Source organism: Klebsiella sp. 141198 (assembly GCF_050600785.1).
Lineage (GTDB): Bacteria > Pseudomonadota > Gammaproteobacteria > Enterobacterales > Enterobacteriaceae > Klebsiella > Klebsiella aerogenes.
Map to the genome: position 1 here is coordinate 19,441 of NZ_JAQIRM010000012.1, position 15,448 is coordinate 34,888.

16 protein-coding genes and 1 riboswitch are annotated in these 15,448 nt (G+C 57.2%); of the genes, 8 read left to right on the forward strand and 8 right to left on the reverse strand.

The features are described 5' to 3' along the window. From thiS to PGR10_RS25005, 5 genes are all read right to left on the reverse strand, one after another. On the reverse strand, window positions 1-201 hold the full coding sequence (gene thiS / locus PGR10_RS24985) for a sulfur carrier protein ThiS (RefSeq protein WP_087859256.1): 201 nt from the start codon (window positions 199-201) through the stop codon (window positions 1-3). Further along, window positions 185-940, reverse strand: a complete 756-nt coding sequence (locus tag PGR10_RS24990) for a HesA/MoeB/ThiF family protein (RefSeq protein ID WP_087859257.1) — start codon at window positions 938-940, stop codon at window positions 185-187. Before PGR10_RS24990 ends, thiS begins: the two co-directional genes overlap by 17 nt. Then, window positions 933-1,568: a thiamine phosphate synthase gene (gene thiE / locus PGR10_RS24995; protein ID WP_087859258.1), complete on the reverse strand. Its 636-nt coding sequence runs from the start codon at window positions 1,566-1,568 to the stop codon at window positions 933-935. Before thiE ends, PGR10_RS24990 begins: the two co-directional genes overlap by 8 nt. Next, the gene (gene thiC, locus PGR10_RS25000) at window positions 1,568-3,463 is read right to left on the reverse strand and encodes a phosphomethylpyrimidine synthase ThiC (RefSeq protein ID WP_430924278.1); all 1,896 of its coding nucleotides are present in this window, start codon (window positions 3,461-3,463) and stop codon (window positions 1,568-1,570) included. The genes thiE and thiC overlap by 1 nt, the downstream gene beginning before the upstream one ends. Before the next feature lie 89 nt (window positions 3,464-3,552). Next, window positions 3,553-3,677, reverse strand: a riboswitch (TPP riboswitch). Window positions 3,678-3,729: 52 nt separating this feature from the next. Next, complete coding sequence (locus tag PGR10_RS25005) at window positions 3,730-4,227, reverse strand: Rsd/AlgQ family anti-sigma factor (protein WP_047067104.1); 498 nt, start codon at window positions 4,225-4,227, stop codon at window positions 3,730-3,732. A 90-nt stretch (window positions 4,228-4,317) separates the two neighbouring features. Between PGR10_RS25005 and nudC the strand changes: the two genes are divergently transcribed. The 6 genes from nudC (at window position 4,318) to PGR10_RS25035 (ending at window position 8,677) form a co-directional block, all read left to right on the forward strand. After that, window positions 4,318-5,091: an NAD(+) diphosphatase gene (nudC, locus tag PGR10_RS25010; RefSeq protein ID WP_271032413.1), complete on the forward strand. Its 774-nt coding sequence runs from the start codon at window positions 4,318-4,320 to the stop codon at window positions 5,089-5,091. Window positions 5,092-5,131: 40 nt separating this feature from the next. Further along, a complete protein-coding gene (hemE, locus tag PGR10_RS25015) occupies window positions 5,132-6,196 on the forward strand; it encodes a uroporphyrinogen decarboxylase (RefSeq protein ID WP_015704014.1) in 1,065 nt (354 codons plus the stop codon). A gap of 12 nt (window positions 6,197-6,208) precedes the next feature. Then, entirely contained in the window at window positions 6,209-6,880 is a 672-nt protein-coding gene (gene nfi, locus PGR10_RS25020) for a deoxyribonuclease V (protein WP_015704015.1), read from the forward strand. A gap of 42 nt (window positions 6,881-6,922) precedes the next feature. Then, window positions 6,923-7,513 (forward strand): YjaG family protein, encoded by a 591-nt coding sequence (locus PGR10_RS25025; RefSeq protein ID WP_058674285.1) that lies wholly within the window; start codon window positions 6,923-6,925, stop codon window positions 7,511-7,513. Window positions 7,514-7,699: 186 nt separating this feature from the next. Then, window positions 7,700-7,972: a nucleoid-associated protein HU-alpha gene (hupA, locus tag PGR10_RS25030; protein ID WP_002884342.1), complete on the forward strand. Its 273-nt coding sequence runs from the start codon at window positions 7,700-7,702 to the stop codon at window positions 7,970-7,972. A gap of 12 nt (window positions 7,973-7,984) precedes the next feature. Continuing rightward, window positions 7,985-8,677 carry a DUF1481 domain-containing protein gene (locus PGR10_RS25035; protein WP_015704017.1) on the forward strand — a complete coding sequence of 231 codons (693 nt, stop codon included), beginning with the start codon at window positions 7,985-7,987 and terminating at the stop codon, window positions 8,675-8,677. Between the two features lie 3 nt (window positions 8,678-8,680). On the opposite strand, the gene zraP is transcribed toward PGR10_RS25035, so the two are convergent. Next, the gene (gene zraP / locus PGR10_RS25040; protein WP_113375059.1) at window positions 8,681-9,118 is read right to left on the reverse strand and encodes a zinc resistance sensor/chaperone ZraP; all 438 of its coding nucleotides are present in this window, start codon (window positions 9,116-9,118) and stop codon (window positions 8,681-8,683) included. A 260-nt stretch (window positions 9,119-9,378) separates the two neighbouring features. Here zraP and zraS point away from each other — a divergent pair, with 260 nt between their 5' ends. Next, a complete protein-coding gene (gene zraS / locus PGR10_RS25045; protein ID WP_430924279.1) occupies window positions 9,379-10,764 on the forward strand; it encodes a two-component system sensor histidine kinase ZraS in 1,386 nt (461 codons plus the stop codon). Beyond that, the gene (gene zraR, locus PGR10_RS25050) at window positions 10,751-12,082 is read left to right on the forward strand and encodes a sigma-54-dependent response regulator transcription factor ZraR (protein ID WP_113375061.1); all 1,332 of its coding nucleotides are present in this window, start codon (window positions 10,751-10,753) and stop codon (window positions 12,080-12,082) included. The genes zraS and zraR overlap by 14 nt, the downstream gene beginning before the upstream one ends. Here zraR and purD read toward each other — a convergent pair. Further along, window positions 12,072-13,367, reverse strand: coding sequence for a phosphoribosylamine--glycine ligase (purD, locus tag PGR10_RS25055; RefSeq protein WP_430924280.1), 1,296 nt, complete (start codon window positions 13,365-13,367; stop codon window positions 12,072-12,074). The genes zraR and purD overlap by 11 nt on opposite strands. A gap of 15 nt (window positions 13,368-13,382) precedes the next feature. After that, the gene (purH, locus tag PGR10_RS25060; RefSeq protein ID WP_087859265.1) at window positions 13,383-14,972 is read right to left on the reverse strand and encodes a bifunctional phosphoribosylaminoimidazolecarboxamide formyltransferase/IMP cyclohydrolase; all 1,590 of its coding nucleotides are present in this window, start codon (window positions 14,970-14,972) and stop codon (window positions 13,383-13,385) included. Between the last annotated feature and the right edge of the window lie 476 nt (window positions 14,973-15,448).

A 15,448-nucleotide genomic window follows, 5' to 3' on the forward strand; every position in this document is an offset into this window, starting at 1 on the left:
TCAGCCTCCGGCGATAACCTGAAAAAGCAGGACCCGATCGCCTTCCTGCAAGAGATGATCTTCCCACCGTTCGCGTGGCAGGATGTGTTGATTGAGCGCCAGCGCAACGCCCGGCTGGAGCTGTTCCAGTTGACTGAGCAGGGCGCTTACGCTGAGGTTGTCCGCGCATTCCAACGGTTCGTCGTTAAACCAGATTTGCATCATGGCCTCCGCATACCGGGCAGCCCTGGGCCTTTTGCAGCGCAAGGTTGCGCCAGTTGCTGGTGCGGGCGTCAAACAGCCGTAGCGTGTTGCGTGGCGTCGCCATGCCGCTAAGGAGCTTTATGGCCTCCAGCGCCTGCAGCGTTCCCATCATGCCGACGACCGGACCGACGATCCCCGCAGTGCGGCAGTTACGTTGCGGTTCGGCGGTGTCCGGCCACAGGCAGCGGTAGCAGCCCTGCGCCCACGGCGGCGTCAGCACCATCAACTGGCCGCCGAAGCCGACGGCGCTGGCGGTTACCAGCGGCGTCTCAAGGGCTACGCAGGCGGCGTTAATCGCCTGGCGGGCGATCATGTTATCGGTACAGTCCAGCACCACGTCGGCTTTCGCCACTTCGGCGCGCAACGCCTCGCCGCTTAAGCGCTGCTGTAGCGCCACGAGGCGGATTTGCGGATTGAGTTGGTTGAGCCGCGTCTTTGCCGCCGTGGCTTTTGGCTGGTCAATATCGTCGCTGGTGAACAGAATTTGTCGCTGCAGGTTGCTGAGATGCACCGCGTCGTCATCGGCCAGGGTCAGCGTCCCGACGCCGGCCCCCGCCAGATATAGCGCTGCCGGCGAACCTAAGCCGCCCAGGCCGATAATCAGCGCCCGGCTGGCTAACAGTTTCTGCTGTCCCTCAATGGCGATATCTTCCAGCAATAGCTGGCGGCTGTAGCGCATGAAATCGTGATCATTCATCGCCTGCTCCCGCCAGTGCTAACAGTTGTGCAGTGGCAGCCCGCCAGTCTGCTGCCTGGGTAATGGCGCTGACGACCGCGATGCTGCCAACGCCGGTGGCCAGTACGCCCGGCGCTTTTTCCAGACTGATACCGCCGATCGCCACCGTCGGATAATCGGCCAGACGATGAATATGCCCGGCAAGCTGTTCGAGGCCCTGCGGCGCCGAAGGCATCTGTTTGGTTTGTGTCGGGAAGACGTGGCCCAGCGCGATGTAGGAAGGGCGCGCCGCCAGCGCGACGTCAATTTCCATGTCGTCGTGGGTGGAGACGCCAAGGCGCAGTCCGGCTTTACGGATGGCGCTCAGGTCGGTGGTTTCCAGGTCCTCTTGTCCCAGATGTACTCCGTACGCCTGGTGCTTAATCGCCAGTTGCCAGTAATCATTGATAAACAGTCGCGCGTGATAGCGGCGGCCAAGCGCGATGGCGGCGATGACGTCATCCTCCACATCGCTGTCGCGCTGGTCCTTGATCCGCAACTGAATGGTGCGCACGCCGGCTTCCAGCAGGCGCTCAATCCATGTCACGCTATCGACAACCGGATAAAGCCCGAGACGAAACGGTACGGGCGGAAAGTCAGGCTGGTACATCAGGCATTTTCCTTTTTCAGGTAGATTTCACCGCCGCGGGCGCGGAAGTTATTCGACATATCGGCCATGCCGGCCTCGATACTTTGCTTCGCGGCGTAGTCGCGGACCTCTTGGGTGATTTTCATCGAACAGAATTTCGGCCCGCACATGGAGCAGAAGTGGGCGACTTTGCCGGATTCCTGCGGCAGGGTTTCATCGTGATAGGCCCGCGCGGTAAAGGGATCGAGCGCGAGGTTGAACTGGTCTTCCCAGCGGAATTCGAAACGCGCTTTGGACATCGCGTTGTCGCGGATCTGCGCCCCGGGGTGGCCTTTAGCGAGGTCGGCAGCGTGGGCGGCGATTTTATAGGTAATCAGCCCCTGTTTTACATCCTCTTTGTTGGGCAAGCCGAGATGTTCTTTTGGCGTGACGTAGCACAGCATGGCGCAGCCAAACCAGCCAATCATTGCCGCGCCGATACCGGAAGTGAAATGATCATAGCCCGGCGCGATGTCGGTGGTGAGTGGCCCCAGCGTGTAGAACGGCGCTTCGTGGCAGTGCTCCAGTTCTTCGGTCATATTGCGGCGAATCATCTGCATCGGCACGTGGCCGGGGCCTTCAATCATCACCTGAACGTCATACTCCCAGGCGATTTTAGTCAGCTCGCCCAGCGTATGCAGCTCGGCGAACTGCGCCTCGTCGTTGGCATCCTGAATCGAGCCGGGGCGCAGACCATCGCCGAGGGACAGCGACACGTCATAGGCGGCGCAGATTTCACAGATTTCGCGGAAGTGCTGGTAGAGGAAGTTTTCCTGATGATGCGACAGGCACCACTTGGCCATGATCGAACCGCCGCGCGAGACGATACCGGTCAGCCGCTTCGCGGTCATCGGCACGTAACGCAGCAGCACCCCGGCATGAATCGTGAAGTAGTCGACGCCCTGTTCGGCCTGTTCCAGCAGGGTATCGCGGAAGGCTTCCCAAGTCAGGTTCTCGGCAATGCCGTTGACCTTCTCCAACGCCTGGTAAATCGGGACGGTACCAATCGGCACCGGGCTGTTGCGCAGGATCCATTCGCGGGTCTCGTGGATATAGCGGCCGGTGGAGAGGTCCATTACCGTGTCGGCGCCCCAGCGGGTTGACCAGACCAGCTTCTCGACCTCTTCTTCGATGGAAGAGGTCACCGCCGAGTTGCCGATATTGGCATTCACTTTCACCAGGAAGTTGCGGCCGATAATCATCGGCTCAGATTCCGGGTGATTGATATTGGCCGGGATGATGGCCCGCCCGGCAGCGACTTCATCGCGGACGAATTCGGCGGTAATGTTGTCCGGCAGGCGGGCGCCAAAGCCTTCTCCGGCATGCTGCTGGCGCAGTACCTCGCTGCGGATACGCTCGCGACCCATGTTTTCGCGAATGGCGATGAATTCCATCTCCGGGGTGACGATCCCCTGACGGGCGTAGTGTAGTTGCGTCACGCATTTGCCAGAGACGGCGCGTTTAGGGGCCAGCAGGCCGCTGAAGCGCAGTTCATCAAGGCCATCGTCGGCCAGCCGCGCTTTAGTGTAAGCCGAGCTGCGTTCGCTAAGCGGCGCGCAGTCGTTACGCGCGTCGATCCACGGTTGGCGTAGTTTTGCCAGTCCCTGGCGGACATCGATGTTGATCTCCGGGTCGCCATAAGGTCCGGAGGTGTCATACACCGGTATCGGTTCGTTGGCTTCGTATTGGGGGTTATCGTTATCACCGCCGATGAGCGTCGGGCTGAGCTGGATTTCACGCATCGGGACGCGGATATCAGCCTGTGAGCCTTGAATGTAAATGCGGCGCGAATTGGGAAAAGAGGTACCTTCCAGCGTATCAATGAATCGCTGCGCGTGTTCGCGTTGTTCCCGGCGGGTCAGTTTGGTAGTAGACATAGCGCATTCCAGTTACAAAAAAAGGAGATGGCTTGTCAGACGACGGATGGAGTAACAGATGCGACCAGCCCGTAACAGGCAGGTGCGACCAGCAGTTTACTCTTGTTCCCTTCGCAGGTATTAGCCTGATCAGGTTCCGCGGATCCCGAATAAACGGTCTCAGCCTTTTCCACTTTAGTTTTCGTGTGGAAAATAGGCACTCCGACAAGATGAAATCCCTCCGCAGAGGGATAATGTATGTAAATTACTCGTTAACGGTTCACAACTCAAGCGGTCGGCGCGATATTGTCGCCAACGTTGTCTTTCCGATCGTGAGCGACGACCAGCGCCAGCAGCTTGTCCTCAAGCGCGAAGCGCGCCTCCAGCGATTCGCCGATATCTGACAGCGCCTGCTGAAATTCGAGATAGTTATCATGATCGATGGCGTTTTCGAGGCAGGTATCGTAGTAGTCCATCATCTGCTGGGTATTGGCTTCCAGCTGCGGGTAGATTTTGGTGGCGGCTAAAAGAGGGGTACTCCCTTCCATTTCTCCGATAATACGTTCATAAATATTAAAATGACCGGATGAGAGGTAATCCACCAGGCTTTGGCAAAAGTCATCCAGCGCCTTTTCATTAAGCCGCATAAAGGACTCTTTGCCGGGTTTCAGGCCAACCAGGTTGTAGTAAGCCACGAGCAAATGCTTACGCACAAGCAGCCAGCGATCGACCAGTTTGTTATTGCCTCCAACACGTTCCGTCAGGTTTTCCAGCTGGTTTAACATGATTGACTCCGCAAGATTAAAAATAACGTTGCTCAGCAAATGTAAATATAATGTTAAAAGTGCCAGTAAAACGAAGGTAGCGCAATAGATATGGATCGTATTATTGAAAAATTAGATCGCGGCTGGTGGATCGTCAGTCACGAACAAAAATTATGGCTTCCCGCAGGGGAATTACCACATGGCGAAGCGGTAAATTTTGATCTTGTCGGAGAACGCGCGCTACATCTCGGCGAGTGGCAAGGCGAAGCGGTGTGGCTGGTGCGCCAGGATCGTCGCCATGATATGGGATCGCTGCGCCAGATATTGGATCAGGATCCTGGGCTTTTCCAACTGGCAGGGCGCGGGATCCAGTTGGCCGAGTTTTATCGATCGCATAAATTCTGCGGCTACTGCGGCCACCCGATGCATGTCAGTAAAACCGAGTGGGCGATGCTGTGCGGCCACTGCCGCGAGCGCTATTATCCGCAAATTGCCCCCTGCATTATCGTCGCCATTCGTCGCGACGATTCAATTCTGCTGGCGCAGCATACCCGCCATCGTAATGGTGTCCATACGGTGTTGGCCGGGTTTGTCGAAGTGGGCGAAACCCTTGAGCAGGCGGTCGCCCGCGAAGTCATGGAAGAGAGCGGCATTAAGGTGAAAAACCTACGCTATGTGACCTCCCAGCCGTGGCCCTTCCCGCAATCACTGATGACCGCCTTTATGGCTGAATACGATAGCGGCGATATTGTCGTGGATAAAAAAGAGCTGCTGAGCGCAGAGTGGTATCGCTATGACGATTTGCCGCTACTACCGCCGCCGGGCACCGTAGCGCGACGCCTGATCGAAGATACGGTGGCGATGTGTCGGGCAGAGTACGAGTGACATGTTACACTGGGCGCATCAACGCTAAAGGAATGTAAAAATGACCGAACTGAAAAACGATCGTTACCTGCGCGCGCTGCTGCGCCAGCCGGTTGATGTCACCCCGGTGTGGATGATGCGCCAGGCGGGCCGCTATCTCCCGGAATACAAAGCCACCCGCGCGCAAGCGGGCGATTTCATGTCGCTGTGTAAAAATGCCGAGTTGGCCTGCGAAGTGACGCTACAGCCGCTGCGCCGTTACCCGCTGGATGCAGCGATCCTCTTTTCGGACATCCTGACGATTCCGGATGCGATGGGGCTGGGGCTGTACTTTGAAGCTGGCGAAGGCCCGCGCTTCACTTCGCCGGTGAAATGCAAAGCCGACGTCGACAAACTGCCGGTGCCGGACCCGGAACAAGAATTAGGCTACGTGATGAACGCCGTGCGCACTATTCGCCGTGAACTGAAAGGCGAAGTGCCGCTGATTGGTTTTTCCGGCAGCCCGTGGACGCTGGCGACCTACATGGTTGAAGGCGGCAGCAGCAAAGCCTTTACCGTCATCAAAAAGATGATGTACGCCGAACCGCAGGCCCTGCACGCGCTGCTGGACAAGCTGGCGAAAAGCGTCACCCTGTATCTGAACGCGCAGATCAAAGCGGGCGCGCAGTCGGTGATGATTTTCGACACCTGGGGCGGCGTGTTGACCGGCCGCGACTATCAGCAGTTCTCGCTCTACTACATGCATAAAATCGTCGATGGCCTGCTGCGGGAAAACGAAGGTCGTCGCGTACCGGTGACGCTGTTCACCAAAGGCGGCGGACAATGGCTGGAAGCGATGGCGGAGACCGGCTGCGATGCGTTGGGTCTCGACTGGACGACCGATATTGCCGACGCTCGCCGTCGCGTAGGCCACAAAGTGGCGCTGCAGGGCAATATGGACCCGTCGATGCTTTATGCGCCTGCCGCCCGTATTGAAGACGAAGTGGCTAACATTCTCGCCGGCTTCGGCCAGGGCGAAGGCCATGTCTTTAACCTTGGCCACGGCATCCATCAGGACGTCGACCCACAGCATGCAGGAGTCTTTGTTGAGGCGGTACATCGTCTCTCCGCGCAATATCACCAATAGGAGATAAGCATGATGGATTTAGCTGCGCTACGAACCCAACAGCAATCTTTAGCCGCGTCGGTAGAACGCGCGGACCGATTGGATCGCGACCCGCCGGTGCTGATCGGCGGCGCCGATGTGGGGTTTGAGCAGGAGGGGGAAATTACCCGAGCTGCGATGGTGCTGCTAACTTATCCGGGGCTTGAACTGGTGGAGTATCAGGTGGCGCGCGTCGCCACCACGATGCCGTACATCCCCGGCTTTCTCTCCTTTCGCGAGACCCCCGCGCTGCTGGCGGCGTGGCAACAGTTATCGCAAAAGCCCGATCTGTTGTTCGTCGATGGCCACGGTATTTCACATCCCCGGCGGCTTGGCGTCGCCAGCCATTTTGGCCTGATGGTTGATGTGCCAACGATTGGCGTAGCGAAAAAACGTTTATGCGGCAAGTTTGAACCGCTCGGCGCCGAGCCCGGCGCGCTGGCGCCATTAATCGACAAAGGCGACCAGCTGGCCTGGGTCTGGCGCAGCAAAGCACGCTGCAACCCACTGTTTATCAGTACCGGCCACCGCGTAGGTATCGATAGCGCGTTAATGTGGGTGGAACGCTGTATGCAGGGCTATCGGCTACCCGAGCCGACGCGCTGGGCCGATGCCGTGGCGTCCCGTCGGCCTTCCTTTGTGCGTTGGCAAGCAAATCACGGCTGATTCAGGTACACTGCGCCTAATTTCTGACTTCGAGAATTCATCATGTTACAAAACCCGATTCACCTGCGCCTGGAGAAACTGGAGAGCTGGCAGCATGTCACCTTTATGGCCTGCCTGTGCGAGCGTATGTATCCCAACTACGCCATGTTCTGCAAGCAAACTGAGTTTGGCGACGGCCAGTTATATCGTCGTATCCTTGACCTGATCTGGGAAACGCTGACGGTAAAAGATGCGAAGGTGAATTTCGATAGTCAGCTGGAAAAGCTGGAAGAGGCGATTCCGTCCGCAGATGACTACGACATGTACGGCGTCTATCCGGCTATCGATGCCTGCGTCGCGCTGAGCGAATTAATCCACTCACGCCTGAGCGGTGAAACGCTGGAACATGCTATCGAGGTCAGTAAGACTTCCATTACTACCGTCGCGATGCTGGAAATGACCCAGGAAGGTCGCGAAATGACCGATGAAGAGCTCAGAGTCAACCCGGCGGTTGAACAAGAATGGGACATTCAGTGGGAGATTTTCCGCCTGTTGGCCGACTGCGAAGAACGCGATCTTGAACTGATTAAAGGGCTGCGCGCAGACCTGCGAGAGGCCGGCGAAAGCAATATTGGTATAAATTTTCAGCAATGAGACCACAAAACGTGATTTACCGCCTGAATTGTAGCGTCTGAAGACTTCCATTCCGCCCCCTGTCTGGTCTACATTTGGGGGGCGAAAAAAAGTGGCTATCGGTGCGTGTATGCAGGAGAGTGCTTTTCTGGCATTTCCGTCGCACTCGATGCTTAGCAAGCGATAAACACATTGTAAGGATAACTTATGAACAAGACTCAACTGATTGATGTAATTGCGGACAAAGCTGACCTGTCTAAAGCACAGGCAAAAGCTGCCCTGGAATCCACCCTGGCTGCAATTACCGAGTCTCTGAAAGAAGGTGATGCTGTTCAACTGGTTGGTTTCGGTACCTTCAAAGTGAACCACCGTGCTGAGCGTACTGGCCGCAACCCGCAGACCGGTAAAGAAATCAAAATCGCTGCAGCTAACGTGCCAGCATTTGTTTCTGGCAAAGCGCTGAAAGACGCAGTCAAGTAAGACCGCGTGGCAGTGTCCAGTTTTAACGAAGGGGCTTTTAAGCCCCTTTTGTCTAACTGGCGTCGCACGCTGACGCTGGCAGGTGCGCTATTGCTCACTGCCTGCAGTCATGACTCCTCTCTACCGCCTTTTACCGCCAGCGGCTACGCCGATAACCAGGGCGCGATGCGCATCTGGCGCAAAGATGCCGGCGATGAAGTGCACCTGCTTGCCGCCTTTAGTCCGTGGCACCGCGGCGACACCTCAACCAGCGAGTACCGCTGGCAGGATGGCCAACTAACGCTTATTGAACTCAATGTGTACGGCAAACCGCCGGAACATATTCGCGCCCGCTTTGACGCCCAGGGCGAGCTGAGCTTTATGCAGCGGGAAGTAGATGGTGAAAAACAGCAGCTTTCCAACGACCAGGTCGCGCTGTACCGCTATCGGGCGCAGCAAATCCGCGAAACCAGCGACGCCTTGCGTCAAGGACGAGTGGTATTACGACAGGGACGCTGGCATGCCGATCGTACCGTGACTACCTGTGAAGGCCAGACCGTGAAGCCTGACCTTGATGAGCGGGCATTAGCGCATATTGAACGCCGCCAGAATCACTCCTCCGTAGAGGTGAGCGTGGCGTGGCTGGAAGCACCGGAAGGCGCTCAGCTGCTGCTGGTGGCTAATGAAAACTTCTGTACCTGGCAGCCGAGCGAAAAATCGTTCTGAGTTTTACCAGTGGTTCATGCCCATATGACCACTGCCATTACCACGGCAGCCGCCGTAACCCATACCCGCGCCGCGAGGAACGCCTGCTTCAGCCAGGGCGATATCAAATTTTACCCTCTGCTGATCCAACTGCTGGCTTAACGTTTCCATTTCCTTCGCCACGGCCTCAATTTTTCCGCTTTCTGGTTTTGGCGCAGTAAGCAGCGCATTGTACTCGTAGCGTTTGGACTGCAACTGCTGGCGCAGGGCGCTGGTCTGCGCATAGTAATTGTCATGTAGCTTCTGCACGGTCGCTTGCTGTTCCTGGGTGAGCTGGCTGTAGCCCTGCGCGCCCATTCCGTTATTGTAGCCCCAGTGATGTCCAGCCCAGGCCGCGTGACTGCCAAAGGTCAGTGCGGCAAGCGCCACGAGGACGAGGGATAAAGTCGGTTTCCGTTTCATAGCGTGATCTCCTGTGTGGTTTCCCTCTGTGTTGCATCTTCCATGCCAGCCTGAAAAAGCGCGTCAATACTGGCCGGCCCGCGGCAAACGTGACTCTGGCGAGTAAAAATGACCCGTTGCGGCTGGAGTCAGCGAGTCATTTTTACTCGCTAAATCACCAGCGATATGTCTGAGGACAGGTTTCACGGTGTGGAAAAATGGCATGATTTCTGCTGATGGATCCTGGTGATAGCGAATAAGGACACGATAAGGACCCGCCCATGCCGCGCATTACCTCATTTTCCCGGGACTCCCTGAGCTGGTTACTGACCGGTTCGGTCGTCTTGTTGGTTATTCTTTTTTCCGCGATGATCGTCCGCGATTATGGCCGGGAGACCGCCGCCGCCCGGCAAAATATCGAAGAGAAGGGCGGTGTGCTGATCCGTGCGCTGGAGTCCGGCACGCGTGTCGGCATGGGGATGCGGATGCATCATGCGCAGCTGCAGGCGTTGCTGGAGGAGATGGCCTGGCAGCCCGGTGTGCTGTGGTTCGCGGTGACCGATGAAAACGGTAAAATTATCGCCCACAGCGATCCGCAGCAGGTGGATAAGGCGCTGTACAGTCCTGCGCAAATGCGTGAACTCAAGGTGGGCGAACAGGAGCGCTGGCGCCGGCTTGCTGAGCCGCAACCGGCGCTGGAAATTTATCGCCAGTTTCGCCCGCTCAACCCTGCTCGTGGCCACCATATGGGGATGATGAAGCGCTGCAACAGCGCGCTGGCTCAGCCCAATGTTCCACAGGTGATTTTTATCGCCTTTGATAGCCGCGAGCTGGATGCGGCGCAGGCCCGCGGCTTGCGTAATATGATGATCATGCTGGCGGCTGCGTCGCTGGTCATCGTCGCGACGATTCTCGCTCAGTTCTGGTTCCGCCGCTACCGTCGCTCACGCCAGCAGCTACAGGAGGCGATGGCTCGCAAAGAAAAACTGATGGCCCTTGGGCATCTGGCGGCTGGCGTCGCGCATGAGATTCGCAACCCACTTTCTTCGATTAAAGGACTGGCGAAGTATTTTGCCGAGCGTACGCCGCCGGGCGGTGAGGCGCAGGAGTTAGCGCTGGTGATGGCCAAAGAGGCCGATCGCCTGAACCGGGTCGTCAGCGAGCTGTTGGAGCTGGTTCGTCCAGCCCATTTAAACTACCAGCCGGTCGATATCAACGCGCTTATTCACCACTCATTGCAGCTGGTAAGCCAGGATGCGCAGAGTCGCGGGATCGCGCTGCAATTTACTCCGCGCCCTGAATTAACCTCGATTAAAGCCGACCCTGACCGTCTCAACCAGGTGCTGTTGAATCTGTATTTGAATGCGATGCAGGCTATTGGCCGTGACGGCGTCATTCGCGTATCGGCAAGCGAAGCCGAGCGGCGACGTGTGAAAATTGTCGTTAAGGATAGCGGTAAGGGGATGAGCGATGAAGAGCTGCAGGCTATCTTCACCCCTTATTTCACCACCAAGGCGGACGGAACAGGGCTGGGGCTGGCGGTGGTACAGAATATTATCGAACAACATGGCGGGACGATCCGCGCCGAAAGCCAGCCGGGGGCCGGAGCGATATTTACGCTTTGGCTGCCGGTGGATGCTCAACGGAGGGAAGATGAGCAGCGATAAAGTACAGATTCTGGTTGTCGATGATGACGTCAGCCATTGCACGATTCTGCAGGCGCTGCTGCGTGGCTGGGGCTATCAAGTGGCGTTAGCCCACAACGGCCTGCAGGCGTTAGAACAGATCCATCGGCAGGTCTTCGACCTGGTGCTGTGCGATATCCGCATGGCGGAGATGGACGGTATCGCGACATTAAAAGAGATCAAAGCCTATAACCCGGCGATTCCGGTATTGATCATGACGGCGTTCTCCAGCGTCGGCACGGCGGTTGAGGCTATTAAGTCCGGCGCGCTGGATTATCTGGTCAAGCCACTGGATTTTGACACTCTACAGCAGACGCTGGTTCAGGCGCTGGCGCACACCCGGCAGAGCGAGAGCGATCTCAGCGCCTCGTCAGATTTACGATGGGGCATGATTGGCGATAGCCCGGCAATGCAGGCGCTTATCAACAATATTACGCTGGTGGCGCCCTCGGACGCGACGGTGCTGATCTGCGGCGAATCGGGAACCGGTAAAGAACTGGTGGCGCGCGCCATCCACGCCTGCAGCGAGCGTCGTGACAAGCCGCTGGTGACGCTGAACTGCGCAGCGCTCAATGAGTCTCTGCTGGAGTCCGAGCTGTTCGGCCATGAAAAAGGGGCTTTTACCGGCGCGGAACGGCGGCGGGAAGGGCGTTTTGTCGAGGCGGATGGCGGCACGCTGTTTCTTGATGAAATTGGCGATATCTCGCCGCTGATGCAGGTGCGTCTGCTACGGGCGATTCAGGAACGCGAAGTGCAGCGAGTTGGCAGTAATCAGACGCTTTCTGTCGATGTTCGGCTAATCGCCGCCACCCATCGTAATCTGGCGGAGGAGGTGAGCGCCGGGCGCTTTCGCCAGGATCTCTATTATCGCCTGAACGTCGTAACCATTGATATGCCGCCGCTGCGTCAGCGGCGTGAAGATATTCCACCGCTGGCGCAGCACTTTCTTAAGCGCTATGCCGAACGCAATCGTAAAACGGTGCAGGGATTTACGCCGCAGGCGATGGACCTGTTGATTCACTACGGTTGGCCGGGGAATATCCGCGAACTGGAAAATGCGGTGGAGCGGGCGGTGGTGCTGCTAACCGGAGACTATATTTCCGAGCGTGAACTGCCGTTGGCGATAGCGGGCACGCCGCTGCCGGTCACTGGCAACGATGAGGCGCTGATTCAGCCATTAGTGGAAGTTGAAAAAGAAGTCATACTGTCGGCGCTGGAAAAAACGGGCGGCAACAAAACTGAAGCCGCCCGTCAGTTAGGCATTACGCGTAAAACGCTGCTAGCAAAACTCAGCCGTTAGTTTTCTCACGCGCGATGGCGCGCCAGCCGATATCGTTACGGCTAAAGCTGCCGTCCCAGCGAATATCGGTCAGCAGTTCATAGGCGCGTTGTTGCGCCTGTGCCACGGTGTCACCCAGCGCGGTGACGCACAGTACGCGCCCGCCGTTGGTGACCACGCGCTGGTCGACAGACAGTTTGGTGCCGGCGTGGAAGACTTTACCGTCTGCCGCTTCCTGCTGCGGCAGGCCGTGGATCTCATCGCCCGTGTTGTAGCTGCCCGGATAGCCGCCGGCGGCAACCACGACGCCCAACGAAGCGCGGTCATCCCACTCGGAAGTTTTCTCGTCCAGCTTGCCCGCGCAGGCGGCAAGGCACAGCTCGACCAGATCGGATTTCATGCGCAGCATGATCGGCTGGGTTTCCGGATCGCCAAAGCGGCAGTTGAACTCAATAACCTTCGGGTTGCCCTGCTTGTCTATCATCAGACCGGCATACAGGAAACCGGTATAGGTGTTTCCTTCAGCGGCCATACCTTTAACGGTTGGCCAGATAATCCGCTCCATGGTGCGCTGATGGACTTCATCAGTGACTACCGGTGCCGGGGAGTAAGCGCCCATGCCGCCGGTGTTCGGGCCGGTATCGCCGTTGCCGACGCGCTTGTGATCCTGGCTGGTGGCCATCGGCAGGACGTGCTCGCCGTCGACCATGACAATAAAGCTGGCTTCTTCGCCATCGAGGAATTCTTCAATCACGATGCGGTGGCCTGCATCGCCAAAGGCGTTACCGGCCAGCATATCTTTCACCGCCGCTTCGGCTTCCTCAAGGGTCATCGCCACGATAACGCCTTTACCTGCCGCCAGACCGTCGGCTTTGATGACGATCGGCGCGCCTTTCTCGCGCAGGTAAGCCAGCGCAGGTTCAACTTCGGTGAAGTTCTGGTATTCCGCCGTCGGGATATGATGACGAGCGAGGAAATCTTTGGTGAAGGCTTTGGAACCTTCCAACTGCGCGGCGCCCTCGGTTGGCCCGAAGATGGCGAGCCCAGCGGCACGAAACGCGTCCACTACGCCAATGACCAGCGGCGCTTCCGGGCCAACGATCGTCAGATCGATTTTCTCATCCTGCGCGAAACGTAGCAGGGCTGGAATATCGGTGACGCCGATGGCGACGTTTTGCAGCGCCGGCTCCAGCGCGGTGCCCGCGTTACCCGGCGCGACATAGACGGTATCAACCAGCGGCGACTGGGCCGCTTTCCAGGCCAGCGCGTGTTCACGCCCGCCGTTGCCGATTACTAATACTTTCATCTGCTGCTCCGTGAATTAATGGCGGAAGTGGCGCATGTCGGTGAAGATCATGGCGATACCATGTTCGTCCGCGGCGGCAATCACTTCTTCGTCGCGGATAGAACCGCCCGGTTGGATAACGCAGGTGATGCCTACTGCGGCTGCGGCATCAATGCCGTCGCGGAACGGGAAGAAGGCGTCAGAAGCCATGGCGGAGCCTTTCACTTCCAGACCTTCGTCACCGGCTTTAATCCCGGCAATTTTCGCTGAGTAGACGCGGCTCATCTGACCGGCGCCTATCCCGATGGTCATATTATCTTTGGCATAAACGATGGCGTTGGATTTGACGAATTTCGCCACTTTCCAGCAGAACAGCGCATCGCGCAGCTCTTGCTCGCTCGGCTGACGTTTGCTGACCACGCGCAGTTCGCCCGCGGTGACCATGCCGAGATCGCGGTCCTGAACCAGCAGGCCGCCATTAACACGTTTGAAATCGAGACCCGCGACGCGAGTATCCCATTGGCCGCAGACCAGTACGCGGACGTTCTGCTTAGCGGCGGTGATTTTCAGCGCTTCTTCGCTAGCGGATGGCGCGATGATCACCTCAACGAACTGGCGAGAGATGATCGCCTGCGCGGTTTCAGCATCCAGCTCGCGGTTAAAGGCGATGATGCCGCCGAATGCGGAGGTTGGATCGGTTTTGTAAGCGCGATCGTAGGCGTCGAGGATCGAGTCGCTAACGGCAACGCCGCACGGGTTGGCATGCTTAACGATAACGCAGGCCGGTTCGTTGAACTCTTTTACGCATTCCAGCGCCGCATCGGTATCGGCAATGTTGTTATAGGAGAGCGCTTTGCCCTGCAGCTGGGTGGCGGTAGCTACGGAAGCTTCTTTTACATTCTCTTCTATATAGAAGGCAGCCTGCTGATGGCTGTTTTCGCCGTAGCGCATATCCTGCTTCTTAATGAAGTTCAGATTCAGGGTACGCGGGAAACGACCAGCGGCTTCTTTGCTTTCACCGTGATAGGCCGGGACCATGCTGCCAAAGTAGTTAGCGATCATGCTGTCGTAAGCGGCGGTATGTTCGAAGGCTTTAATGGCGAGATCGAAGCGGGTGTCCAGCGTCAGGGAACCTTCGTTGGCGTCCATCTCATTAATGATGGCGTCGTAGTCGCTGCTCTTAACCACGATAGCGACGTCTTTATGGTTCTTCGCTGCGGAGCGCACCATAGTCGGGCCGCCGATATCGATGTTTTCCACCGCGTCTTCCAGCGAGCATCCTTCACGAGCGACGGTCTGGGCGAACGGGTAAAGGTTAACGACAACCATATCGATAGGCGCGATATCGTGTTGCTGCATGATACCGTCATCCTGACCGCGACGACCGAGGATGCCGCCGTGTACTTTCGGATGCAGGGTCTTCACGCGTCCATCCATCATTTCCGGGAAACCGGTGTAGTCAGAGACTTCGGTAACCGGCAGGCCTTTATCTGCCAGCAGACGAGCGGTGCCGCCGGTGGACAGCAGCTCGACACCACGAGCGGAAAGCGCCTGCGCGAATTCGACGATACCGGCCTTGTCAGAAACACTGAGCAGAGCGCGGCGGACTGGACGACGTTGTTGCATGGTATTAAATCCCCAGGATTTGAACATTACAGAGAGCGTTAGGTGAGTTTTTGCCTAAAAACTCACCTAACGCACCCAACCGGGCATCCGTGTCATAGCGCGGCATTGTAACGAAAACGTTTGCGCAACGCTCGCGAATTTTTATCTTTCTCTTTTAGCCGATGGTTCTCTCCTTATATGACAATGGATGTACCGGGGTTTAAGCCGTGTTTTGCCGTGTGTCTGTGGATAATTCTGTGTGTAAAAGGGTATAAAGCGGGGTTTTGCTGGGGAATGCAGCAATCAGTCATTTTTCTGCAATTTTTCTATTGCAGGCGCTCGATAACTCCCTATAATGCGCCTCCATCGACACGGCGGATGTGAATCACTTCACACAAACATCCGGTTCGGTTGAAGAGAAAAATTCTGAAATTCAGGGTTGACTCTGAAAGAGGAAAGCGTAATATACGCCACCTCGCGACAGAGCGCTAAAGCGC

Excerpts from the sequence above, each read along its gene's own strand:
- thiS (WP_087859256.1), bottom strand. The coding sequence starts at position 201 with ATGCAAATCTGGTTTAACGACGAACCGTTGGAATGCGCGGACAACCTC.
- PGR10_RS24990 (WP_087859257.1), bottom strand. The coding sequence starts at position 940 with ATGAATGATCACGATTTCATGCGCTACAGCCGCCAGCTATTGCTGGAA.
- thiE (WP_087859258.1), bottom strand. The coding sequence starts at position 1,568 with ATGTACCAGCCTGACTTTCCGCCCGTACCGTTTCGTCTCGGGCTTTAT.
- thiC (WP_430924278.1), bottom strand. The coding sequence starts at position 3,463 with ATGTCTACTACCAAACTGACCCGCCGGGAACAACGCGAACACGCGCAG.
- PGR10_RS25005 (WP_047067104.1), bottom strand. The coding sequence starts at position 4,227 with ATGTTAAACCAGCTGGAAAACCTGACGGAACGTGTTGGAGGCAATAAC.
- nudC (WP_271032413.1), top strand. The coding sequence starts at position 4,318 with ATGGATCGTATTATTGAAAAATTAGATCGCGGCTGGTGGATCGTCAGT.
- hemE (WP_015704014.1), top strand. The coding sequence starts at position 5,132 with ATGACCGAACTGAAAAACGATCGTTACCTGCGCGCGCTGCTGCGCCAG.
- nfi (WP_015704015.1), top strand. The coding sequence starts at position 6,209 with ATGGATTTAGCTGCGCTACGAACCCAACAGCAATCTTTAGCCGCGTCG.
- PGR10_RS25025 (WP_058674285.1), top strand. The coding sequence starts at position 6,923 with ATGTTACAAAACCCGATTCACCTGCGCCTGGAGAAACTGGAGAGCTGG.
- hupA (WP_002884342.1), top strand. The coding sequence starts at position 7,700 with ATGAACAAGACTCAACTGATTGATGTAATTGCGGACAAAGCTGACCTG.
- zraP (WP_113375059.1), bottom strand. The coding sequence starts at position 9,118 with ATGAAACGGAAACCGACTTTATCCCTCGTCCTCGTGGCGCTTGCCGCA.
- zraS (WP_430924279.1), top strand. The coding sequence starts at position 9,379 with ATGCCGCGCATTACCTCATTTTCCCGGGACTCCCTGAGCTGGTTACTG.
- zraR (WP_113375061.1), top strand. The coding sequence starts at position 10,751 with ATGAGCAGCGATAAAGTACAGATTCTGGTTGTCGATGATGACGTCAGC.
- purD (WP_430924280.1), bottom strand. The coding sequence starts at position 13,367 with ATGAAAGTATTAGTAATCGGCAACGGCGGGCGTGAACACGCGCTGGCC.
- purH (WP_087859265.1), bottom strand. The coding sequence starts at position 14,972 with ATGCAACAACGTCGTCCAGTCCGCCGCGCTCTGCTCAGTGTTTCTGAC.